General features: G+C 60.9%; 22 protein-coding genes. 10 read left to right on the forward strand and 12 right to left on the reverse strand.

Annotated features, from left to right (window positions below; genetic code table 11):
• Positions 1-23: 23 nt before the first annotated feature.
• Positions 24-887, reverse strand: a complete 864-nt coding sequence (gene speE, locus ACJ8IJ_RS13335) for a polyamine aminopropyltransferase (RefSeq protein WP_004937512.1) — start codon at positions 885-887, stop codon at positions 24-26.
• Between the two features lie 125 nt (positions 888-1,012).
• Entirely contained in the window at positions 1,013-1,360 is a 348-nt protein-coding gene (locus ACJ8IJ_RS13340; RefSeq protein WP_004937515.1) for a YacC family pilotin-like protein, read from the reverse strand.
• A gap of 217 nt (positions 1,361-1,577) precedes the next feature.
• Between ACJ8IJ_RS13340 and cueO the strand changes: the two genes are divergently transcribed.
• From cueO to hpt, 4 genes are all read left to right on the forward strand, one after another.
• Positions 1,578-3,245: a multicopper oxidase CueO gene (gene cueO, locus ACJ8IJ_RS13345; protein WP_442518685.1), complete on the forward strand. Its 1,668-nt coding sequence runs from the start codon at positions 1,578-1,580 to the stop codon at positions 3,243-3,245.
• 105 nt (positions 3,246-3,350) lie between these two features.
• Complete coding sequence (gene relB, locus ACJ8IJ_RS13350; protein WP_004937521.1) at positions 3,351-3,542, forward strand: type II toxin-antitoxin system RelB family antitoxin; 192 nt, start codon at positions 3,351-3,353, stop codon at positions 3,540-3,542.
• 5 nt (positions 3,543-3,547) lie between these two features.
• The gene (locus ACJ8IJ_RS13355) at positions 3,548-3,823 is read left to right on the forward strand and encodes a type II toxin-antitoxin system RelE/ParE family toxin (protein WP_004937524.1); all 276 of its coding nucleotides are present in this window, start codon (positions 3,548-3,550) and stop codon (positions 3,821-3,823) included.
• A 90-nt stretch (positions 3,824-3,913) separates the two neighbouring features.
• The gene (gene hpt, locus ACJ8IJ_RS13360) at positions 3,914-4,450 is read left to right on the forward strand and encodes a hypoxanthine phosphoribosyltransferase (RefSeq protein ID WP_048234659.1); all 537 of its coding nucleotides are present in this window, start codon (positions 3,914-3,916) and stop codon (positions 4,448-4,450) included.
• 38 nt (positions 4,451-4,488) lie between these two features.
• On the opposite strand, the gene can is transcribed toward hpt, so the two are convergent.
• Positions 4,489-5,145 (reverse strand): carbonate dehydratase, encoded by a 657-nt coding sequence (can, locus tag ACJ8IJ_RS13365; protein WP_015379031.1) that lies wholly within the window; start codon positions 5,143-5,145, stop codon positions 4,489-4,491.
• Between the two features lie 210 nt (positions 5,146-5,355).
• On the opposite strand from can, the gene ACJ8IJ_RS13370 reads away from it, so the two are divergent.
• From ACJ8IJ_RS13370 to ACJ8IJ_RS13380, 3 genes are all read left to right on the forward strand, one after another.
• Complete coding sequence (locus ACJ8IJ_RS13370; protein WP_442518684.1) at positions 5,356-6,279, forward strand: ABC transporter ATP-binding protein; 924 nt, start codon at positions 5,356-5,358, stop codon at positions 6,277-6,279.
• Entirely contained in the window at positions 6,276-7,046 is a 771-nt protein-coding gene (locus tag ACJ8IJ_RS13375) for an ABC transporter permease (RefSeq protein WP_004937535.1), read from the forward strand. The genes ACJ8IJ_RS13370 and ACJ8IJ_RS13375 overlap by 4 nt, the downstream gene beginning before the upstream one ends.
• Positions 7,047-7,223: 177 nt before the next feature.
• Positions 7,224-8,504, forward strand: a complete 1,281-nt coding sequence (locus ACJ8IJ_RS13380; RefSeq protein ID WP_015379029.1) for a polysaccharide deacetylase family protein — start codon at positions 7,224-7,226, stop codon at positions 8,502-8,504.
• Positions 8,505-8,538: 34 nt separating this feature from the next.
• Here ACJ8IJ_RS13380 and panD read toward each other — a convergent pair whose 3' ends face one another.
• The 3 genes from panD to panB all read right to left on the reverse strand — a co-directional run bounded on the left by panD (position 8,539) and on the right by panB (position 10,737).
• Positions 8,539-8,919, reverse strand: coding sequence for an aspartate 1-decarboxylase (gene panD, locus ACJ8IJ_RS13385; RefSeq protein WP_004937544.1), 381 nt, complete (start codon positions 8,917-8,919; stop codon positions 8,539-8,541).
• A gap of 145 nt (positions 8,920-9,064) precedes the next feature.
• A complete protein-coding gene (gene panC, locus ACJ8IJ_RS13390; RefSeq protein ID WP_015379028.1) occupies positions 9,065-9,919 on the reverse strand; it encodes a pantoate--beta-alanine ligase in 855 nt (284 codons plus the stop codon).
• Positions 9,920-9,942: 23 nt separating this feature from the next.
• Positions 9,943-10,737, reverse strand: a complete 795-nt coding sequence (panB, locus tag ACJ8IJ_RS13395; RefSeq protein WP_004937548.1) for a 3-methyl-2-oxobutanoate hydroxymethyltransferase — start codon at positions 10,735-10,737, stop codon at positions 9,943-9,945.
• A 166-nt stretch (positions 10,738-10,903) separates the two neighbouring features.
• Between panB and qseB the strand changes: the two genes are divergently transcribed.
• Both qseB and qseC read left to right on the forward strand, forming a co-directional pair.
• Positions 10,904-11,566 (forward strand): quorum sensing response regulator transcription factor QseB, encoded by a 663-nt coding sequence (gene qseB / locus ACJ8IJ_RS13400; protein WP_004937550.1) that lies wholly within the window; start codon positions 10,904-10,906, stop codon positions 11,564-11,566.
• Positions 11,563-12,921, forward strand: a complete 1,359-nt coding sequence (qseC, locus tag ACJ8IJ_RS13405; RefSeq protein ID WP_442518683.1) for a quorum sensing histidine kinase QseC — start codon at positions 11,563-11,565, stop codon at positions 12,919-12,921. Before qseB ends, qseC begins: the two co-directional genes overlap by 4 nt.
• Positions 12,922-12,926: 5 nt before the next feature.
• Here qseC and folK read toward each other — a convergent pair whose 3' ends face one another.
• From folK to thpR, 6 genes are all read right to left on the reverse strand, one after another.
• Positions 12,927-13,427 carry a 2-amino-4-hydroxy-6-hydroxymethyldihydropteridine diphosphokinase gene (gene folK, locus ACJ8IJ_RS13410; RefSeq protein ID WP_004937558.1) on the reverse strand — a complete coding sequence of 167 codons (501 nt, stop codon included), beginning with the start codon at positions 13,425-13,427 and terminating at the stop codon, positions 12,927-12,929.
• Complete coding sequence (gene pcnB, locus ACJ8IJ_RS13415; RefSeq protein ID WP_071591451.1) at positions 13,427-14,974, reverse strand: polynucleotide adenylyltransferase PcnB; 1,548 nt, start codon at positions 14,972-14,974, stop codon at positions 13,427-13,429. Before pcnB ends, folK begins: the two co-directional genes overlap by 1 nt.
• Positions 14,975-15,035: 61 nt before the next feature.
• A complete protein-coding gene (gene gluQRS, locus ACJ8IJ_RS13420) occupies positions 15,036-15,947 on the reverse strand; it encodes a tRNA glutamyl-Q(34) synthetase GluQRS (RefSeq protein ID WP_342579441.1) in 912 nt (303 codons plus the stop codon).
• A gap of 72 nt (positions 15,948-16,019) precedes the next feature.
• Positions 16,020-16,475, reverse strand: a complete 456-nt coding sequence (dksA, locus tag ACJ8IJ_RS13425; protein ID WP_004937569.1) for an RNA polymerase-binding protein DksA — start codon at positions 16,473-16,475, stop codon at positions 16,020-16,022.
• 183 nt (positions 16,476-16,658) lie between these two features.
• On the reverse strand, positions 16,659-17,366 hold the full coding sequence (sfsA, locus tag ACJ8IJ_RS13430; RefSeq protein WP_004937572.1) for a DNA/RNA nuclease SfsA: 708 nt from the start codon (positions 17,364-17,366) through the stop codon (positions 16,659-16,661).
• Positions 17,363-17,905: an RNA 2',3'-cyclic phosphodiesterase gene (gene thpR / locus ACJ8IJ_RS13435; RefSeq protein WP_275095167.1), complete on the reverse strand. Its 543-nt coding sequence runs from the start codon at positions 17,903-17,905 to the stop codon at positions 17,363-17,365. The genes sfsA and thpR overlap by 4 nt, the downstream gene beginning before the upstream one ends.
• Before the next feature lie 190 nt (positions 17,906-18,095).
• On the opposite strand from thpR, the gene hrpB reads away from it, so the two are divergent.
• The gene (gene hrpB, locus ACJ8IJ_RS13440) at positions 18,096-20,534 is read left to right on the forward strand and encodes an ATP-dependent helicase HrpB (protein WP_442518682.1); all 2,439 of its coding nucleotides are present in this window, start codon (positions 18,096-18,098) and stop codon (positions 20,532-20,534) included.
• Positions 20,535-20,543: the final 9 nt, after the last annotated feature.

Below are 20,543 nucleotides of genomic sequence, written 5' to 3' on the forward strand. Positions count from 1 at the left end.
GGCCACCTCCTTTATCTTCTCGCTTAACGTGTTACGTTCAGGGCATTGAGCAAATATTGCGGCAGGGCAAAGCTGCCGACGTGAATTGCCGGGTTGTAATAACGGCAGTGTAGGCCGCTTTGGTTAAAGCGCTGTTGCAGGGCAGGCAGATCGCGCTGGCGCAGCGCCGGGTCCTGGCTCGCCCAGGCGAAGGTCATGATGCCGCCGTAATAGGTCGGGATCGCCGCCTGATAGAAGCTGACGTCGCTAAAGTAGCGGCTCAGTTTGGCGTGGCTGTTGACCGCCTCGTCCTGCTGCAGAAAACAGACGCCGTTTTGCGCGACGAAAATGCCGCCCTCATTCAGGCAGCGGGCGCAGCCTTCATAAAACGCCGAGGTGAACAGGCTTTCGCCGGGGCCGATCGGATCGGTGCAGTCGGAGATGATCACATCGAACGTTTCGTCGGTTTGATTCACGAAGTTGACGCCGTCGTCGATCACCAGCTTGAAGCGCGGATCGTCATAGGCGCCGGCGCTGTGGTTGGGCAGGTACTGGCGGCAGAACTCGACGACGCCGGCGTCGATCTCGACCATGGTGATCTGCTCCACGCCAGGGTGCCGGCTGACTTCGCGCAGCATGCCGCCGTCGCCGCCGCCGATGATCAGTACTTTCTTCGCCCGGCCGTGCGCCAGCAGCGGCACGTGGGTCAGCATTTCGTGATAGATGAACTCGTCACGCTCGGTGGTTTGCACCACGCCGTCGAGCGCCATCACGCGCCCCAGCTCCGGGTTCTCGAAGATCACCAGATCCTGATGATCGGTCTTCTCGCGGTACAGCACCTTCTCTACCGAGAAGTACTGGCCGAAGCCCGTATGCAGCGTTTCGTACCAAATTTCTTTCTGGGTCATGTGCGGGAAACTCCGTAATAACAGCCATGAAAAATCGGCGCAACATCATAGCTAACTCTGCCTGGCGATGCACGGTTGAATTTCAGACAGAGAGAGCGTTAAGCGGATGGGAGAAGGGGAAAGAATTAATTGGCGTAGGCCAGCAGGCTCAACGAGTCGCGCGCCAGCGATTTGCACTTCTTGGGCGTTGGAATGGCGATGCCGCTGAGATCGCGATAGCTGTCTTCGCCCAGCGCCTTCATATTGAAACTGTTGTAGTTGCTCAAATCCCAGCGGTTTTGTTGCGCGAAATAGACAATGGCGCGTTTGATTTGCGCGTTTGGCAAATCGTTGTAGCCGCAATCATTTTTCAAATAAATAAATACCGCCGTCAGATCGGCCAGATCTTCCGCCTCGGATTCATTCAGCGCCAGACTGGCGTTGGAGAAGCCCAGCATCGCCAGCAACAGCATCGATAACGTTGTTTTTTTCATCATGAAATAGGCCTGTTTGTCGTCTGCTGACGTTACCACACTTGTCTGTAAAGGCACCAAATTTTATTGCCGGCGGGCCGGAGTCGCGCTTGCCAGCCACACTCTCTTGATTGTGAGGCATAGCTTAAAATACCGCCAGGAAAGGCTTGACCTTCCGCCTGGGGGAAGGTTTAGGCTGGCGGCATTGAGTTATGTCACTGAGAAAAGGGAGTCAGCGATGTTACGCCGTGATTTTATTAAATTAACCGCCGCGCTGGGCGCGGCGAGCGCATTGCCGTTATGGAGCCGAGCCGCCTGGGCGGCCGATAGGCCGGCCCTGCCGGTACCGCCGCTGTTGACGCCCGACGCGCAGGGAAAGATTGCGCTGGCGCTGCAGGCGGGGGAAACCCGCTGGTTGCCCGGCGCCGTCACCAAAACCTGGGGATTCAACGGCGCGCTGCTCGGGCCGGCGGTGAAGCTGCAGCGTGGCCAGCCGGTGACGGTCGATATCAAAAACCGCCTGGCGGAGGCCAGTACCGTCCACTGGCACGGCCTGGAAATTCCCGGCGACGTCGATGGCGGCCCGCAGGCGCTGATCCATCCCGGCGCGACGCGTACGGTGAATTTCACCGTTGATCAACCGGCGGCCACCTGCTGGTTCCACCCGCATACGCACGGTAAAACCGGCAGCCAGGTGATGATGGGGCTGGCGGGGCTGGTGCTGCTGGAAGACGACGAAAGCGCCAAACTGCCTCTGCCGAAAACCTGGGGGCAGGATGATATTCCGGTGATCCTGCAGGATAAGCGGCTGGGCAAAGACGCGCAGATCGAATACCGCCTGGACGTGATGAGCGCGGCGGTGGGCTGGTTTGGCGATCGCATGTTCACCAACGGCGCGCAGTATCCTCAACATCTGGCGCCGCGCGGCTGGCTGCGTCTGCGTTTCCTCAACGGTTGTAACGCCCGCTCGCTGAATCTGGCGGCCAGTGACAACCGTCCGCTGTACGTTATCGCCAGCGACGGCGGTTTCCTGGCGGAGCCGGTGAAGCTGACCGAGCTGCCGATGCTGATGGGCGAACGCTTTGAAGTACTGGTCGATGCCTCGGATGGGAAAGCGTTCGATATCGTGACGTTGCCGGTGAAGCAGATGGGCATGACGTTGGCGCCGTTCGATCAACCGCTGCCGGTGCTGCGCATTCAGCCCTCGCTGGCGCAGGGCATTAAAGCCATGCCGGATAGCCTGGTGAAGCTGCCGACATTACCTGCTATCACCGGTATCCAGGAGCGCTGGCTACAGCTGATGATGGATCCGCAGCTGGATATGCTGGGCATGCAGGCGCTGATGGATCGCTATGGCCACCAGGCGATGGCCGGCATGAGCATGAATCATGGCGCGACGGGCGCTGGAGACATGCAAGGCATGGACCACGGTAACATGAAAGGCATGGAAAAGGGCGGCATGCAGGGCATGGATCACGGCAACATGAAAGGCATGGATCATGGCAAGATGGCCGGGATGGATCACGGCGGCGCGCAGGGCAAAGCCAAACCGTTCGACTTCAGCCACGGCAACATGATCAACGGCAAGGCCTTCGACATGACCAAGCCGATGTTCGCCGCCAAACGGGGCCAGTATGAGAAATGGACCATTTCCGGTGAGGGCGACATGATGTTGCACCCGTTCCACATTCACGGCACCCAGTTCCGTATCTTGTCGGAAAACGGTAAACCGCCGGCGGCGCATCGCAGCGGCTGGAAGGACACGGTGCGCGTCGAAGGGTGGCGCAGCGAAGTGCTGGTGCGCTTCGATCATCCGGCAAGCAGCGAACATGCGTATATGGCCCACTGCCACCTGTTGGAACACGAAGATACCGGCATGATGATGGGCTTTACCGTCGACGAATGATCGCGGCCCGGCGCTCATGTGGCGGCGCGCTCGCGTCGCCACCGCTTGGTTCAATGAAAGGAAGTCGTTATACTGATTAAAATATCAGCTGTTGAGGAGTGCGTCATGCCGACAAAATTGGATCCCATCGTTTCTGAGTTTGAGACTCAAGAGCAGGCTGATAGCTATGATCGTTGGTTCAGAAGCACGGTGGAATCTTCCATCAATAGCGACACCCCGCGCGTCCCCCATGACGAGGTCATGGCCGGTGCTCGACACATTATCGAACAGGCAAAAGCCAAAAGAAAATCGGCCTGACCTTCATGTTGATCGTCAAATGGACTGACGAAGCAAAAACGGGTTTATACACGCTGCTTGCCTTTATCGCGGAGCGAAATCCCGTTGCCGCTGAGGCTCTGTTGCAACGCATTGAAGAGTCGGTTATCCCGTTAGCAGAACATCCTTATCTGTTCCGGCCAGGCAGGGTAAACGGGACGCGTGAAATGGTCGTTCATCCTAATTACATTGTGGTTTACCGCGTGCTGGCTGCACATATTGAAATAGTGGGTGTCCTGCATGCTCGTCAGGAATACCCTTAATAAAGAAAACTCCCCTGTCCGGGAGAGAGGCAACTCGTAACGGCCTATGCTAAACTCCGCACCTTTCTTCCGGCAACTGACCTGAATACTATGAAACACACTGTAGACGTAATGATTTCCGAGCAGGAAGTTAAGACCCGTATCGCCGAACTTGGCCGCCAGATCACTGAACATTACCGCGACAGCGGCAGCGACATGGTGCTGGTCGGGCTGCTGCGCGGCTCCTTCATGTTCATGGCGGATCTCTGCCGCGCGATCGACGTGCCGCACGAAGTCGACTTTATGACCGCCTCCAGCTACGGCAGCGGCATGTCCACCACCCGCGACGTGAAGATCCTCAAGGATCTGGACGAAGACATTCGCGGCAAAGACGTGCTGATCGTGGAAGACATCATCGATTCCGGTAACACGCTGAACAAAGTGCGCGAGATTTTGGCGCTGCGCGGGCCGAAGTCGCTGGCGATTTGCACCTTGCTGGACAAACCTGAGCGCCGTGAAGTGCAGGTGCCGGTTGAATATGTCGGCTTCTCGATCCCGGATGAGTTCGTGGTGGGGTATGGCATCGACTACGCTCAGCGTTATCGTCACCTGCCGTACGTCGGCAAAGTGGTGCTGCTGGACGAGTAATTGGATGTGGGGCGCGGCAAGCCGCGCCCGCGGCGGGGTTATACGCCTTTATCCTGCTTCAGTTTGGCTATCGCTTTGCGGTAGCCCATCTCCAGGCTCTCGCGGCTGGTCGCCAGCACTTCCATATCGCGCAGGCGGCCGTCCTGAATGCCGTACACCCAACCGTGGATCATCACCTTCTGGCCGCGCTTCCAGGCCGATTGCATGATGGTGGAGTGGCCCAGGTTGTACACCTGTTCAATGACGTTGATCTCGCACAGCATGTCGAAACGCTGTTCCGGCGGCAGCTCGCCCAGCAGCGAGCTGTGCTTGTACCACAGATCGCGAATGTGCAGCAGCCAGTTGTCGATCAAACCCAGCTCCGGGTTTTCCACCGCCGCCTGCACGCCGCCGCAGCCCAGGTGGCCGCAGATGATGATGTGTTCGACTTCCAGCACATCTACCGCATACTGCACCACCGACAGGCAGTTAAGATCGGTGTGGATAACGAGGTTCGCCACGTTGCGATGGACGAACAGTTCACCCGGCTCGAGGCCGGTCAGGCGTTCTGCGGGAACGCGGCTGTCAGAGCAACCAATCCATAAGAAGCGGGGCTTTTGCGCCTGGGCTAAACGTTCAAAAAAATCCGGGTCTTCCTGACTGATATTGGCCGACCAGGCCTGGTTGTTGGCGATAAGCTCTTCGATTTCTTTCATGGAGGTGATTGACCCGTAACGGACAGATTGCGTTGGGGTAATATAGGGTAAGCGTCACAATTTGGAAATCGGAACAGTGGTGCAGCCTCATTTAGCGCACGGATTCGACGCAGTGAAAACGTCGCCGATGCTAGGATTATCGTTAGTGTTTCAAGCCTCGCAAACAGGGGAGTGGCGGCATACTCATCGTTATAAGGTACTATTTTACATATGAATTATGCACTGGAATTAGCGCAGCTGACCAAGACTTACGCCGGTGGCGTCAAGGCGCTGCGCGGCATCGACCTGAGCGTCGAAGCGGGGGATTTTTATGCCCTGCTGGGGCCAAACGGCGCCGGAAAGTCCACCACCATCGGCATCATCAGCTCGCTGGTGAACAAAACGGCCGGCAGCGTACGGGTATTCGGTTACGACATCGATAAAGACATCGTCAACGCCAAGCGCCAGCTCGGCCTGGTGCCGCAGGAGTTCAACTTCAATCCGTTTGAGACCGTGTTGCAGATCGTGGTGAACCAGGCGGGTTACTACGGCGTCACGCGGCGTGAAGCGATGGCGCGCGCCGAAAAATACCTCAATCAGCTGGATCTGTGGGGCAAGCGCAACGAGCGCGCCCGCATGCTGTCCGGCGGCATGAAGCGCCGCCTGATGATCGCCCGCGCGCTGATGCATCAGCCGAAGCTGCTGATTCTCGATGAGCCGACCGCCGGGGTGGATATTGAGCTGCGTCGCGCGATGTGGGGCTTCCTGAAAGATCTGAACGCCCAGGGCACCACCATTATCCTCACCACCCACTATCTGGAAGAGGCGGAAATGCTGTGCCGCAACATCGGCATCATCCAGAACGGAGAACTGGTGGAAAACACCTCGATGAAGGGGCTGCTGGCCAAGCTGAAGTCGGAAACCTTCATCCTCGATCTGGCGGCGAAGAGCCCGCTGCCGAAGCTGGACGGTTACCGCAGCCGCCTGACGGATACCTCGACGCTGGAAGTGGAGGTGATGCGCGAGCAAGGGCTGAACGGCCTGTTCGCCCAGCTGAGCGCGCAGGGCGTACAGGTGCTGAGCATGCGCAATAAGGCGAACCGCCTGGAAGAGCTGTTTGTCACCCTGGTTAACGGCAATGGAGAGAAAGCATGACGCGTTTGTATTGGGTGGCCTTACAGAGCATCTGGGCCAAAGAGGTAAACCGGTTCGCGCGCATCTGGATCCAGACCCTGGTGCCGCCGGTGATCACCATGACGCTGTACTTCATCATCTTCGGTAACCTGATCGGCTCGCGCATTGGCGATATGCACGGCTTCAGCTATATGCAGTTCATCGTGCCCGGCCTCATCATGATGGCGGTCATCACCAACTCCTATGCCAACGTCGCCTCGTCGTTCTTCAGCGCCAAGTTTCAGCGCAACATTGAGGAACTGCTGGTGGCGCCGGTGCCGACCCACGTGGTGATCGCCGGCTATGTCGGCGGCGGCGTGGCGCGCGGCATCTGCGTCGGCGTGCTGGTGACCATCATCTCACTGTTCTTCGTGCCGCTGCAGGTGCACGCCTGGTGGGTGATTGCGCTGACGCTGCTGCTGACGGCGATCCTGTTCTCGCTGGCGGGGCTGATCAATGCGGTGTTCGCCACCACTTTCGACGACATCAGCCTGATCCCGACCTTCGTGCTGACGCCGCTGACTTACCTGGGCGGGGTGTTCTACTCGCTGTCGCTGCTGCCGCCATTCTGGCAGGCGGTGTCCAAGCTGAACCCCATCGTTTATATGATCAGCGGCTTCCGCTACGGTTTCCTCGGCATCAACGACGTGCCGTTGGCGTTCACCATGGCGGTGTTGGTGGCGTTTATCGCGGTGTTTTACCTGCTGTCCTGGTACCTGATCGAGCGCGGCCGCGGCCTGCGCAGCTGATCGTATCGCGCCCTCGCTTTCCCGGCGGGGGCGTTTTTCTTGATTTGGCGCAGGCGGCGCGTAAATCAATAGAATTGCTCAAATAACCGCTAGTTCCCCGCTGTTCAAATCGTGCTATGCTGGCGCTCCACATTTCCTCCACTTTTGTCATTACGCACTCGTAAGCAGAACATCATCATGCGGTCTCAATACACGTTAACGGCTGGGTTGCTCGGCATTCTGATGTCGTTGGTTTCCCCTGTGAGCCTGGCTAGTCTGCTGTCGGAAGACAGCGCGGTTAAATCTGAATACATGGAAGCGCAGCGCGATAGCGAAGTCTATGCGTTGGTGGGCGAGCATGTGATCCCGGTAGGGGAAGTGAAGCGCGGGCAACTGCTCCAAGTCTTCCCGGCGGATGCGGAATACTACGAATTCAAATTCGGGCACGGTACCGGCTTTATCGATAAAGACGACGTGCGTGAATTGAAGAAGTCGCGCAAGGTGCAAGACGATCTGGGCGAGCTGAACAAACCGCTGACCAACCAGAATCTGATCACGCAAAAAACGATCGACGTATACACCGCAGCGGACAAGGACAGCGAGGTATTGGGCACGCTGGAAGGCAACCTGCGCTATCCGATCATCGGCAAGCTGAAGGATCGCCTGAACAACACCTGGTACGAAGTCAACATCGGCGAGCGGCTGGGGTTCATTAATGAGTTGGACTGCGAGATCGATAACGGCATACCGGTGCTGACTTACCACCACCTGCTGAAAAACGAAGAGAACAAACGCTTTCGCCACACCTCGACCACCACTTCAGACGTGGCGTTCAGCAACCAGATGACCTACCTGAAGCAGGCGGGCTACGACACCATTTCGCTGTACCAGCTGGAAGCCTACCTGAAAAATCAGATCAACCTGCCGGGCAAGGCGGTCGTGCTGACCTTCGACGACGGGCTGAAATCGGTGTATCGCTACGCTTACCCGGTATTGAAGGATTACGGTTTCCGCGCGACGGCGTTCATCATCTCTTCGCGCATCAAGCGCCATCCGCAGAAATGGAACCCGGACTCGCTGCAGTTTATGAGCGTCTCGGAGCTCAAGCAGATTCAGGACGTGTTCGACGTGCAGTCGCATACCCATTTCCTGCACCGCACCGACGGTAATCGCCAGCCGATTTTGCTGAGCCGTTCGCTGCACAATATCGAGTTTGATTTTGAGCGCTCACGCCGCGCGTTGTCGCAGTTCAATCCGCACGTGCTGTATCTGTCTTACCCGTTCGGCGGCTATAACCAACGGGCGATTCAGGCGGCGCAGGACGCCGGTTTCCATCTGGCGGTGACCACGGTGCAGGGCAAGGTAAAGCCGGGGGATAACCCCTATACGCTAAAGCGGCTGTATATTCTGCGCACCGACTCGATCCAGACCATGGCGGATCGGATAGCCAACAAGCCGGGCACGGTGGTGGTGCAATAAGGAAGAACGGGCGCGCAAGGCGCCCGTTTTATTGTCAGGCGACCTGAACCGGCACGGCTTTCGCCTTGCGCTGCAGGTTGTTGTCACCTTCAAAATAGGCGACTTTCGGGTGGTGTTGGCGGGCGTCGGCGTCGGTCATTTGCACATAGGAGCAGATGATCAGTTTGTCGCCGACGCAGGCGCAGCGCGCGGCGGCGCCGTTGACCGAAATGATGCGCGAACCGCGCTCGGCGGCGATGGCGTAGGTGGAGAAGCGCTGGCCGTTATCCACGTTGTAAATATCGATCGCTTCATATTCCAGAATGCCGGCGGCCTCCAGGAAATCCTGGTCGATGGCGCAGGAGCCTTCATAGTGCAAGTCAGCCTGAGTGACTTTGACGCGATGCAGCTTGCCTTGCAGCATAGTACGTATCATAGCTTTACCTAACTGAATATCGGCCTTCACAGGCGCTGGGGTTGAACATCTCTCCTGCATCCCTGCAATCTCTATCGTCACCGATTGCTCCGCCATTGTCTACCAATGGTCAGGTCTTCTGGGTGACGACAGTATAAAAAACGGCTTACAGCGTCAGGTCGACCTGCTGGTTGTCGATAAGACGCGCCTTGCCCAGCCAGGCTGCCATCAGCACCACCGCCCGCTGGCTGTCCACCGTCAGCGGCTGCAGGCTGTCGGCGTCGCGAATAAACAGCTCATCCGGCGTAAAGCCGGCGGCGCGCAGCTGCTCGGCGGTCTGCTCCAGCAGCGCTTCGATCTGGCGCTCGCCATTGGCCAGCTGTTGCGCCAGCGCGTTCATGATCTTGCTCAGCTGCGGCGCTACCTTGCGCTCTTCGGCGGTCAGGTAGCCGTTGCGCGAGCTGAGGGCCAGGCCGTCTTTGGCGCGCACGGTCGGCACGCCGACGATATCGATGTCGTAACCCATGTCCGCCACCATTTTGCGGATCAGCGCCAGCTGTTGGTAATCCTTCTCGCCGAAACAGGCCAAATCAGGCTGCACCAGGTTGAACAGCTTGCTGACGATGGTGGAAACGCCGCGGAAGTGGCCCGGCCGGCTGGCGCCTTCCAGGATGGTGGAGATGCCCGGAACGTCGACGTAGGTCTGCTGCTCCAGGCCCTGCGGATAAACCGCGGCCGGGGCCGGCGCGAACACCAGATCGACGCCGCGGCGGGTCAGCTTTTCGCTGTCTTCCTGCAGCGTTCGCGGGTAGCGCGCCAGATCGTCCGGGCGATCGAACTGCATCGGGTTAACGAAGATGCTCACCACCACCACGTCGGCGCGGGCGCGCGCTTCATCGACCAGCGTCATGTGGCCGTCGTGCAGGTTGCCCATGGTCGGCACCAGCGCGATGCGTTTGCCTTCCTGGCGCCAGCGGCGGATCTGCTGACGCAGCATCGGCAGGGTTTCGATAATAATCATTGGGTGACTCCTGGAACCATCGCTTAGTTAAAAGAGTGTTCAGCCGCCGGGTAGAGGCCTTGCTCCACTTCCTGAATGTAGTGCTGCACCGCCGTGCGGATATCGCCGCTCTGCGCCAGGAAGTTCTTGGCGAACTTCGGCGTGTGGCCGCCGGTGATGCCGAAGGCGTCGTGCATCACCAGGATCTGGCCGTCGGTGCCGTTGCCGGCGCCGATGCCGATGACCGGAATGGACAGCGCTTCGGTGATCTGGCGCGCCAGCTCGGTCGGCACGCACTCCAGCACCAGCAGCTGAATGCCGGCCAGCTCCAGATTCTGCGCGTCCTGCAGCAGCTGTTTGGCGGCCAGTTCGTCGCGCCCTTGTACCTTATAGCCGCCGAACACGTTGACCGACTGCGGCGTCAGGCCCAGGTGGCCGCATACCGGCACCGCGCGCTCGGCGAGCATTTTCACCGTGTCGCACAACCAGCTGCCGCCTTCCAGTTTCACCATGTTGGCGCCGGCGCGCATCAGCTCGGCGGCGTTGGCGAAGGTTTGTTCCGGGGTGGCGTAACTCATGAACGGCAGATCGGCCAGCAGCAGACAGGCCGGCGCGCCGCGGCGCACGGCGCGCGTGTGATAGGCCACGTCGGCGACGGTGACCGGCAGCGTGGAGTCGTGGCCCTGCAGCGTCATGCCCAGCGAATCGCCCACCAACAGGACTTTGATGCCTTGCTCTTCAAACAGTTTGGCAAAGCTGGCATCGTAGGCGGTAAGGGTAGCAAACTTGCGTTGCTCCTGTTTCCACTGGCGCAAGTGGGTCACGGTGGTGGGTTTCATCACAACGTCTCCTGAAACGGGCCGTGCGGCGTACGCAGGCCCAGGCTGCAAAAAAGTGCAGTCATTCTACTGTAACCCGATCGGGGTGGGTAGCGCGGATCGCCATGCTTAAGCGGTTCTTAAGAACCTTGTGGTGCAATGGCGCCAAGACTCAAAAGGGATACTCATGCGAATTCTGTTGATCGAAGATGACAAACTGATCGGGGACGGCATCAAGGCCGGGCTGACCAAACTCGGCTTCAATCTGGACTGGTTCACCGACGGCGCCGTCGGCAAAAATGCGCTGGACAGCGCGCCGTACGACGCGGTGATCCTCGATCTCAGCCTGCCGGGCCTCGACGGCCTGGATCTGCTGCGCCAGTGGCGCCAGGCCGGGCAGGACGTGCCGGTGCTGATCCTCACCGCCCGCGATGCGCTGGAGCAGCGGGTCAGCGGGCTGCAAAGCGGTGCCGACGATTACCTGTGCAAGCCGTTCGCGCTGGCCGAAGTGGCGGCGCGCCTGCAGGCGCTGATCCGCCGTCGCCACGGCCAACTGATGCCGCAGCTGACGCACGGCAACGTGGTGTTCGACAGCGCCACCCGCAGCGTGAGCTGCAACGGCGAGCCGGTGACGCTGACGCCGCGCGAATTGGCGGTACTGGAGCTGTTTCTGCACAACAAAGGGCGCGTGCTGGCGCGGCCGTTGATTCAGGAGAAACTGTACAACTGGGACGACGAAGTGAGCAGTAACGCGGTGGAGGTGCATATTCACCACCTGCGGCGCAAGCTGGGTAACGGCTTCATCCGTACCATCCACGGCGTGGGTTACACGCTGGGGGATGCGCCGTGAAGCGTCTCAGCCTGCGGCTGCGTCTGATCCTGATCTTCAGCCTGCTGGCGCTGCTGACCTGGAGCACCGCCAGCGTGGTGGCCTGGGTGATGTCGCGCAATACCATCAACGAAGTGTTCGACACCCAACAGATGCTGTTCGCCAAACGGCTGGCGACCGCCAACCTCGGCGATCTGTTGGCCGATGAAAGCGCGCGCAGCCTGCCGAAAACCAAGAAGCTGGTGCATCACGGCAAGCGCGGCGAGCAGGACGACGACGCGCTGGCGTTCGCCATCTTCGATCGCCAGGGCAAGATGCTGCTCAACGACGGCGAGAACGGTGCCGACTTCCTGTTTGACGGGGAGCGTGAGGGGTTTACCGACGGCGAGCGCAAAGGCGATGACGACAGCTGGCGCCTGGTGTGGCTGACCAGCCCGGACGGGCGCTACCGCATCGTGGTCGGCCAGGAGTGGGATTACCGGCGCGATATGGCGCTGGGCATGGTGACCGGCCAACTGGTGCCCTGGCTGGTGACGCTGCCGGTGCTGATGCTGCTGATCGCGCTGATGGTCGGGCGCGAGCTGCGGCCATTGCGCACGGTAGCCGCCGGTTTGCGCCGGCGCGCGCCCGATGATGCGACGCCGCTGGACGCGCGCCAGGTGCCGACCGAGGTGCGCCCGCTGGTGGATGCGCTCAATGCGCTGTTCGCCCGCATCAACGCTTTGCTGGTGCGGGAGCGACGCTTCACCTCAGATGCCGCACACGAGTTGCGCAGCCCGCTGGCGGCGCTGCGGGTGCAGACCGAAGTGGTGCAGCTGGCGGGGGACGATGCGCCGATGCGCGAGCACGCGCTGGACAATCTGACGCTCGGCATCGATCGCGCCACCCGGCTGGTGGATCAGCTGTTGACGCTGTCGCGGCTGGATTCGCTGTCGGATCTGGCCGAACTGGCGCCGATCGACTGGAACGATCTGGTGACGATGACCCTGGCGGAACAGGATCGGCAGGCGCATGCGGCGGGCGTGACGCTACGCTATGAACATCGGGGAACGCCGCCGCCGCGTCAGGGAGAAACCTTGCTGCTGTCGCTGCTGTTGCGCAATCTGCTGGACAACGCGGTGCGCTATACCCCGCAGGGCGGCATCGTCACCGTGACGTTGAGCGAACGTTCGCTGACGGTGGAGGACGACGGTCCGGGTGTCACCACGGAGCATCTGGCGCGGCTCGGAGAGCGCTTCTATCGCCCGCCGGGGCAGGAACAAACCGGCAGCGGGCTGGGGCTCTCGATCGTACAGCGTATTGCCGGCTTGCATGGTTTACAGATCAGTTTCGCCAATCGCCCGGCGGGGGGATTTGTCGCGCGGTTGGCGCTGTAGGCGGGTCAGGATTTCGGTTTTGGCGAGTGCCACAGCGCCATGCCGTTTTCCGGCACGCGCTTGAGGCAGCTGGCGAGCGGTTCGCCATCGGGGAAAATCAGATCGGGGGCGATTTCTGCCAGCGGGTAGAGCATGAATTCGCGCTCCTTCAGGCCGTAATGCGGCACCGTCAGGCGATCGGTATGGATCACCTTGTCGCCGTACAGCATGATGTCCAGATCGAGCGTGCGCGGCCCCCAACGTTCATCCTTGCGCACGCGCCCCTGATTGCGTTCTATCGCCTGGGTATGGTCGAGCAGCTGTTCGGGCGGCAACAGGGTATCCAGTGCCACCACCGCATTGAGAAAGTCTGGCTGGTTTTGCGGCCCCAGCGGCTTGGTGCGGTAAAACGAAGAACAGGTGACCAGCCGGGTGCGCGGGAGATGCTCCAGCGCCTCCAGCGCGGCGTTAACCTGTTGCAGCGGCTGCGCCAGGTTGCTGCCCAGCGCGATATAAACGCGGATCATTATGCCCCTTCTTTACGCGGTGCCCGGCGGCGAGGGCGGCGTTGGCGCGCGCGGCGCGGCGCCGGATCGTCACCCAGGGTGCTCAGCATGGCTTTCTGCCGCGCCGGCGTGGCGTCCTGGAACTCGCCCCACCACTCGGCCAGACGCAACATTTCCTGATTGTCTTCCACTTCCGCACGCAGCGCCAGCAAATCATAGGCGGCGCGGAATTTCGGATGCTCCATCAGTTTGTGCGCGCGTTTGCCCTGGCGGCGGGACAGGCGCAGCTGCAGCTGCCAGATATCGCGCACCAGCGTGGTGATGCGTTTCGGAATGGCCAGCGAGCGGCACTGCTCGTCGAGCACGTCGTTCATCGCCAGCGCGAAGGCGTCGTAGTAGGCCAGGCCGCTTTCCTGCGCCAGCTTCTGCGCGTGCTCCAGCAGCGGGTACCACAGCATGGCGGCGAACAGGAACGCCGGGTTGACGCGCATGTCGTTCTGCAGACGGTGATCGGTGTTCTTCAGCACCTGCACCAGAATGCGCTCCATCGGCGTATCGTGGTTCGGCGTGAAGTTACGGGCGATCAGCGGGAACAGCGGTTGGAACAGCTGGTATTCGCACAGCTTCAGGTAGGTCTGGAAACCGTAACCCGCCTGCAGCAGCTTGAGGGATTCTTCGAACAGGCGCGCCGGCGGGATCTCATGCAGCAGCGAGGCCAGGCGCGGGATCGGCTCGGCGGTCTCTTCGCTGATGCGCATGTCCAGCTTGGCGGCGAAGCGCACCGCGCGCAGCATGCGCACCGGATCTTCGCGGTAGCGGGTTTCCGGATCGCCGATCAGGCGGATCACGCCTTGCTTCAGATCGTTCAGGCCGCCGACGTAATCGCGCAGGGTGAAATCCGCCACGCCGTAGTACAGGCTGTTGATGGTGAAATCACGGCGCTGGGCGTCTTCCTCGATCGAACCGAAGATATTGTCGCGCAGCAGCATGCCGTTTTGCGCCTGCTGGGAGGAATTCTTGTCGGATTCCTGATTCTGTTCGTGGTGACCGCGGAAGGTGGCTACTTCGATGATCTCCGGCCCGAACATCACGTGCGCCAAGCGGAAACGGCGGCCGACCAGGCGGCAGTTGCGGAACAGCTTGCGCACTTGCTCCGGCGTGGCGTTGGTGGTGATGTCGAAGTCTTTCGGCTTTTTGCCGAGCAACAGATCGCGCACCCCGCCGCCGACCAGATAAGCCTCGTAGCCGGACTTGTTCAGGCGATAAAGCACTTTCAGCGCATTTTCACTGATGTCTTTGCGCGAAATCGAGTGCTGTTCGCGCGGGATCACGGTCATCGAGTCGTTGCTCTCGGCGATAGGAAAAGGCGGACGCTTGCGCGGCGTTGAGCGTCGGGCAGGGGCGTTGCTGCCGTTATCGGCGGCGCGCGGCTGCGGCGCAGGGCGGCTTGGCGCCGCGGCACGCTCTTCGCGGACTACGTTTTTATCGCCGGCCGCCGCGTCGTCGCGGGGCAGCTTGTCATCGCGGGTCAGTACCTTACGACAGAAGTTGGCTACTCGGGTAAAAATGGTACACCTCGATAGTGACTGATAAAAATGGAGCTAACAAAAAATAGCGGCTAATCATAGCTCACCATGGCTCCTTTGAGAATGCCGGCGTGTTTTCATCCAGAGGGATAGCCTCCTGACGCGGCACGTTTTCCAACCGCCAGTGTTCGATCGCCCAGCTCAATAATAATGGCAGGTCAAGATCTTGCCAGCTTTCCGGCAGCGGTTGGCGCAGAAATTTCAGCGCGGCGATCAGCACCGGCCGCGGATCGCCTGCGGGCAACGCCGGCGCATGGTTTTGCTTCGACAGCTTGATGCCGTTGGCGCCCAGAGCCAGCGGCAGATGCACATAGGCGGGTACCGGCGCCTGCAGCTGGCGGTAGAGGGCGATTTGGCGCACCGTCGGCTCGATCAGATCGGCACCGCGTACAATCTCGGTCACGCCCTGAAAATGGTCGTCGATCACCACCGCCAGGTTGTAGGCGAACAGCCCGTCGCGGCGGCGAATGATAAAGTCTTCCCCCGCCAGCGCCGGATCGGCGTGCAATTCTCCCTGCAGGCGATCGTGGAACCCGTAAACGGGCGCGGTTTGGCGTAAGCGGATGGCGGCACCCTGTGGGCCGAGCTGCAAATCGCGGCAGTGGCCGTCGTACAATCCGCCGATGTGCTGGATGCGGCTGCGGGTGCAGGTGCAGTAATAGCTGAGCCCCTGGCGCTGCAACAGATCCAGCGCGGCGCGATAGGCGTCGTGACGTTGGGATTGATAGATGACCTGGCCGTCCCAGTGGAGACCATAATGTTCCAGCGCGGACAGGATGCGAGCGGCGGCGCCGGGGACTTCACGCGGCGGGTCGATATCTTCGATGCGAACCAGCCACTGCCCGCGTTGGGCGCGAGCCTGAAGGTAGCTTCCCAGAGCGGCAATCAGCGAACCGAAATGCAGATCCCCGGAAGGCGATGGGGCAAAGCGCCCCACATAATGACTTTCTTGCATATCAGAGGGGAGAGGTTCCCTTTTCTCTGTGCGGCGCACGTGGATGCGCACGCCGCAGCGGTAACAACGGTATTAGCCGGCCATCTGCTTTTCGCGGATCTCAGCCAGCGTCTTGCAGTCGATGCACAGATCGGCGGTCGGACGCGCTTCGAGGCGACGAATACCGATCTCCACGCCACAAGATTCGCAGTAGCCGAAATCATCGTCTTCCACTTTCTTCAGCGTTTTCTCGATCTTTTTGATCAGTTTGCGTTCACGGTCACGGTTACGCAGTTCAAGGCTGAACTCTTCTTCCTGAGTGGCACGGTCGGCCGGATCAGGGAAGTTGGCTGCCTCTTCTTGCATATGCGATACAGTACGGTCCACTTCGTCCCTGAGCTGGTTGCGCCACGCTTCAAGAATGCGCTTGAAATGCGACAACTGGGCGTCGTTCATGTACTCTTCGCCCGGCTTCTCTTGGTACGGCTCCACCCCAGCGATGGCGAGAATGCTCAAGGACGAGGTTTTACGGTTTTGCCCTTCTTGCATGTTGCTTCTCCTACATACACACGCACTATCGAATCCCCAATGCGGGGGAAAAACAGGCCGCTATAAATAACAGAAGGAAGGTAGGTTGGCAATTATTCCTGTCGCCCGCTTGACAATCGTGTGAAGGAGGGCGTATTTGGCGATCGTGCTGGCCGGTTGTCTATTTATAGGGACCCGACTGCGCTAATCGATAAAAAACGGCAGCTTATCGCAGAGATAAATACCGTCAGGTGATAACTTTGCCCCGTAGCAAACCACTTCCACTCCCAACTGCCGGACCTGTGCCAACAGCGCCGCATAGCGCTCATCTATATGATGTGCCGGTGCGACCTGCTCAATACCGCTGTGTAACACGGCAAAGAACAACACCGCCCGTTGCCCGCTTTCAACCACGCTGAGCAACTCACGCAGGTGCTTTTGCCCTCTGAGCGTTACCGCATCAGGAAAGTAACCACGTTGTTGTTGCAGTAATGTGACTGACTTAACTTCAATATAGCAGTTAACCCGATTTTCTGCCTGTAATAACAAATCGATACGGCTGTTTTCACCGCCGTATTTCACCTCGCCGCTGATTTTACTGTAACCGGATAATTCATTGATTAAATTATGTTCAATCGCCTCGCGCACCAGCGCGTTGGCGCGCAGGGTATTGACGCAGATCCAGTGCCCCTGTTGGGTATGGGTCAACTCCCAACTGTGGGCGTATTTGCGCTTGGGATTGTCCGAGGTGGAGTACCAAACGGTGTCGCCGGGCGTGGCGCAGCCGGTCATTGCGCCGGTATTGGCGCAGTGCAGCGTAAAGGTTTCCCCTTCCGGGGTGATCACGTCCGCCAGAAAGCGTTTGTAACGTTTGATCAGCGTGGCGGAACGCAGCGGTGGAGAGAAAATCATGCGGATGCCTGTTTGGCCAGCGGCCACTGTTCGAGGTGTTGATAGCGGGTGCGGCCGTTTTCGAACACCGACTCATATAAGGAAAAGGCGTCGGCGCTGAACGCCCAGCCCGGCGTCGCCGGCGGGAGCGCCACCGGCTGGGTGGCGGCGCGCAGCAGCGTGATGTGCGGATGGAACGGCAGCGCGCTTTGATGGCAGCCGCTGCGTGCGGCCTGCGAACGCAGCAGCTCGGCCAGCTGCAGCAGCCCGCGCGGCGCGCGGCGGGTGCCGAGCCAGACCACGCCGGGGCGCGGCCAATGGCCGAGATCGTCGAGCCGCATGCTGAACCCGGGTTGTACGATGCGGCCGGCCAGTTTGCGCAGCGCCAGCTCTTTCTGCGCGCTGACCTCGCCGAGAAACGCCAGCGTCAGGTGCAAATTGGCCGCCGCCACCGGCCGGCCAGCCTCCGGCGCAAACGTCTCGGCGCGCCAGCGGACCACCTGCTGTTGCAGGGCGTCAGGCAAGGACAGGGCGAAAAACAGGCGGCGCGAATTGGACATAAGGACTCGGCAAATGCATGACAAAACGGTCGGGAACAGCGGTAAACGTTACTGGCAGCGGCCCCGCGAGCGGCGCGGCGCACGAATGAGCTCCGTACTATAGCTAACGACGCCGCAGTTTGAAAGGCTACGGGGACAAAGCTAATGCTACACTGTACGCCGTTTAACGCTAACCACTACGGAGAATTCAGTGTCTTCATTGCCCGTCAGCGCGGTGCTCGATGAGTTGCTGGCTGCGCTGCAGTCTGCCCCGCAGGTGCTGTTGCACGCCCCGACCGGCGCCGGTAAATCCACCTGGTTGCCGCTGCAGATCCTGGCTAAGGCCGGGTTGCCGGGGCGCATTATCATGTTGGAGCCGCGGCGGCTGGCGGCGAAAAACGTCGCCTATCGCCTGGCGCAGCAATTGGGGGAGGAGCCTGGTCAGACCGTGGGCTACCGCATGCGCGCCGAAAGCAAAAGCGGGCCGCAAACCCGACTGGAAGTGGTGACGGAAGGCATTCTCACCCGCATGCTGCAGCAGGATGCCGAGCTGCAGGGCGTGTCGTTGGTGATCCTCGATGAGTTCCATGAACGCAGCCTGCAGGCCGATTTGGCGCTGGCGTTGCTGCTCGACGTGCAGCAAGGGCTGCGCGACGATCTGAAACTGCTGATCATGTCGGCCACTTTGGATAACGCTCGCCTGTCGCAGTTGCTGCCGGAAGCGCCGGTAGTGGTGTCCGAGGGGCGCAGTTTCCCGGTTGAACGCCTGTATCAGCCGTTGGCCAGCCATCAGCGGCTGGAGGACGGCGTAGCGGCGGCGGTGAAGCGGTTGCTGGCCGAACAGCCGGGATCTTTGCTGCTGTTCCTGCCGGGCGTGGCGGAGATCAATCGGGTGCTGGAGCGATTGACCGGCGAGGTGGCGAGCGATATCGATCTTTGCCCGCTGTATGGTGCCTTGCCTCTGGCGCAACAGCAAAAAGCGATTCAACCGGCGCCGCCTGGCCGCCGCAAGGTGGTGCTGGCGACCAACATTGCCGAAACCAGCCTGACGATCGAGGGCATTCGGCTGGTGGTGGACAGCGGCCTGGAGCGCGTGGCGCGTTACGACGTGCGCAACGGTTTGACACGGCTGGCGACGCAGCGCATCAGTCAGGCCTCGATGGTACAGCGTGCCGGGCGCGCCGGGCGCCTGGAGCCGGGCCTTTGCTGGCATCTGTTCGCCAAAGAACAGGCGGAACGCGCGGCGGAACATGCCGAACCGGATATTTTACAGAGCGATCTCACCGGCTTCTGGTTCGAACTGTTGCAGTGGGGTTGCCACGATCCGGCGCAGCTGACCTGGCTTGATGCGCCTCCGGCGGCGGCATTGGCGGCGGCCAGGGCCTTGTTGCGCCGGTTGGGGGCTACAGATGACGGCGACAAACTCACCGCGCCGGGGCGCCAGATGGCCGCGTTGGGATGCGAGCCGCGGCTTGCGGCGATGCTGGTCGCCGGCGCGACGCTGAGCGCCGACGGCCTGGCGACGGCGGCGTTGTTGGCGGCGTTGCTGGAAGAACCGCCGCGCGGCGGGCAGATGGATATCGGTTATTGGCTGAGCCGCCCGCAAGCGAACTGGCGGCAGCGCGCCGCGCAGTTGGCCAAACGCCTGCCGCAACGCGCGGGGCAAGTCGACGTCGAGTTGGCACCGCGCCTGTTGGCGTCGGCATTTGCCGATCGCATCGCCCAGCGCCGTGGCCAGGACGGCCGCTACTTGCTGGCTAACGGCATGGGGGCGGCGATGAACCAGGATGAGGCGCTGTCGCGCGCGCCCTGGCTGATCGTCCCCAGCCTGTTGCAGGGCCACAACAGCCCCGATGCGCGTATCCTGTTGGCGTTGCCGGTGGACATCGAAGCGCTGGCGGCGCAGCTGCCGGCGATGGTCATGCAGCGCACGGCGGTGGAATGGGATGAAGAGAAGGGCACGCTGCGCGCCTGGAAGCGCCAGCAGATCGGCCGTCTGACGCTGCACGCCCAGCCGCTGGCCAAGCCGGCGGATGAAGAGCTGCAGCAGGCGCTGCTCGATTGGGTGCGCGCGCAGGGGCTGGCGGTGCTCAACTGGGAGGGCGCCGCCGAACAATTGCGGGTGCGCCTGCAGTGCGCGCAAGCCTGGCTGCCGGAGGCGGAGTGGCCGGCGATGGATGAAGAGCCGCTGCTGGCGGCGCTGGAGCAGTGGCTGCTGCCGTCGCTGAACGGCGTGCGCGATCTGCGCGGCTTGAAGCAGGTCAACCTCGCCGAGGCGTTGTCCCGCCTGCTGGACTGGCAGCAAAAGCAGCGGCTGGATAATGCGCTACCCACTCATTACACTGTGCCGACCGGCAGCCGCCTGCCGATCCGTTATGAGGCCGGCAAACCGCCGGCGCTGGCGGTGCGTTTGCAGGAGATGTTCGGCGAGCAGCGCAGTCCGATGTTGGCGGAGGGTCGCATCCCGGTGGTGCTTGAGTTACTCTCACCGGCGCACCGGCCGTTGCAAATCACCGGCGATCTGGCGGCCTTCTGGCAAGGCGCCTACCGCGAGGTGCAAAAAGAGATGAAGGGCCGCTACCCGAAACACGTGTGGCCGGACGATCCGGCCACGGCGGCCCCGACGCGCCGAACGAAGAAATATCAGTAGGTCGCGATC

Origin of the sequence: Serratia sp. CY40230, from assembly GCF_052168835.1 — a bacterium.
Lineage (GTDB): Bacteria > Pseudomonadota > Gammaproteobacteria > Enterobacterales > Enterobacteriaceae > Serratia > Serratia nematodiphila.

Coding starts and splice junctions, on each gene's coding strand:
- ACJ8IJ_RS13340 (WP_004937515.1), bottom strand. CDS start 1,360: ATGAAAAAAACAACGTTATCGATGCTGTTGCTGGCGATGCTGGGCTTC.
- ACJ8IJ_RS13355 (WP_004937524.1), top strand. CDS start 3,548: ATGTTGATCGTCAAATGGACTGACGAAGCAAAAACGGGTTTATACACG.
- speE (WP_004937512.1), bottom strand. CDS start 887: ATGACCCAGAAAGAAATTTGGTACGAAACGCTGCATACGGGCTTCGGC.
- can (WP_015379031.1), bottom strand. CDS start 5,145: ATGAAAGAAATCGAAGAGCTTATCGCCAACAACCAGGCCTGGTCGGCC.
- panB (WP_004937548.1), bottom strand. CDS start 10,737: ATGAAACCCACCACCGTGACCCACTTGCGCCAGTGGAAACAGGAGCAA.
- cueO (WP_442518685.1), top strand. CDS start 1,578: ATGTTACGCCGTGATTTTATTAAATTAACCGCCGCGCTGGGCGCGGCG.
- panC (WP_015379028.1), bottom strand. CDS start 9,919: ATGATTATTATCGAAACCCTGCCGATGCTGCGTCAGCAGATCCGCCGC.
- thpR (WP_275095167.1), bottom strand. CDS start 17,905: ATGTCCAATTCGCGCCGCCTGTTTTTCGCCCTGTCCTTGCCTGACGCC.
- gluQRS (WP_342579441.1), bottom strand. CDS start 15,947: ATGCAAGAAAGTCATTATGTGGGGCGCTTTGCCCCATCGCCTTCCGGG.
- sfsA (WP_004937572.1), bottom strand. CDS start 17,366: ATGATTTTCTCTCCACCGCTGCGTTCCGCCACGCTGATCAAACGTTAC.
- hpt (WP_048234659.1), top strand. CDS start 3,914: ATGAAACACACTGTAGACGTAATGATTTCCGAGCAGGAAGTTAAGACC.
- dksA (WP_004937569.1), bottom strand. CDS start 16,475: ATGCAAGAAGGGCAAAACCGTAAAACCTCGTCCTTGAGCATTCTCGCC.
- qseB (WP_004937550.1), top strand. CDS start 10,904: ATGCGAATTCTGTTGATCGAAGATGACAAACTGATCGGGGACGGCATC.
- ACJ8IJ_RS13375 (WP_004937535.1), top strand. CDS start 6,276: ATGACGCGTTTGTATTGGGTGGCCTTACAGAGCATCTGGGCCAAAGAG.
- folK (WP_004937558.1), bottom strand. CDS start 13,427: ATGATCCGCGTTTATATCGCGCTGGGCAGCAACCTGGCGCAGCCGCTG.
- panD (WP_004937544.1), bottom strand. CDS start 8,919: ATGATACGTACTATGCTGCAAGGCAAGCTGCATCGCGTCAAAGTCACT.
- ACJ8IJ_RS13380 (WP_015379029.1), top strand. CDS start 7,224: ATGCGGTCTCAATACACGTTAACGGCTGGGTTGCTCGGCATTCTGATG.
- ACJ8IJ_RS13370 (WP_442518684.1), top strand. CDS start 5,356: ATGAATTATGCACTGGAATTAGCGCAGCTGACCAAGACTTACGCCGGT.
- relB (WP_004937521.1), top strand. CDS start 3,351: ATGCCGACAAAATTGGATCCCATCGTTTCTGAGTTTGAGACTCAAGAG.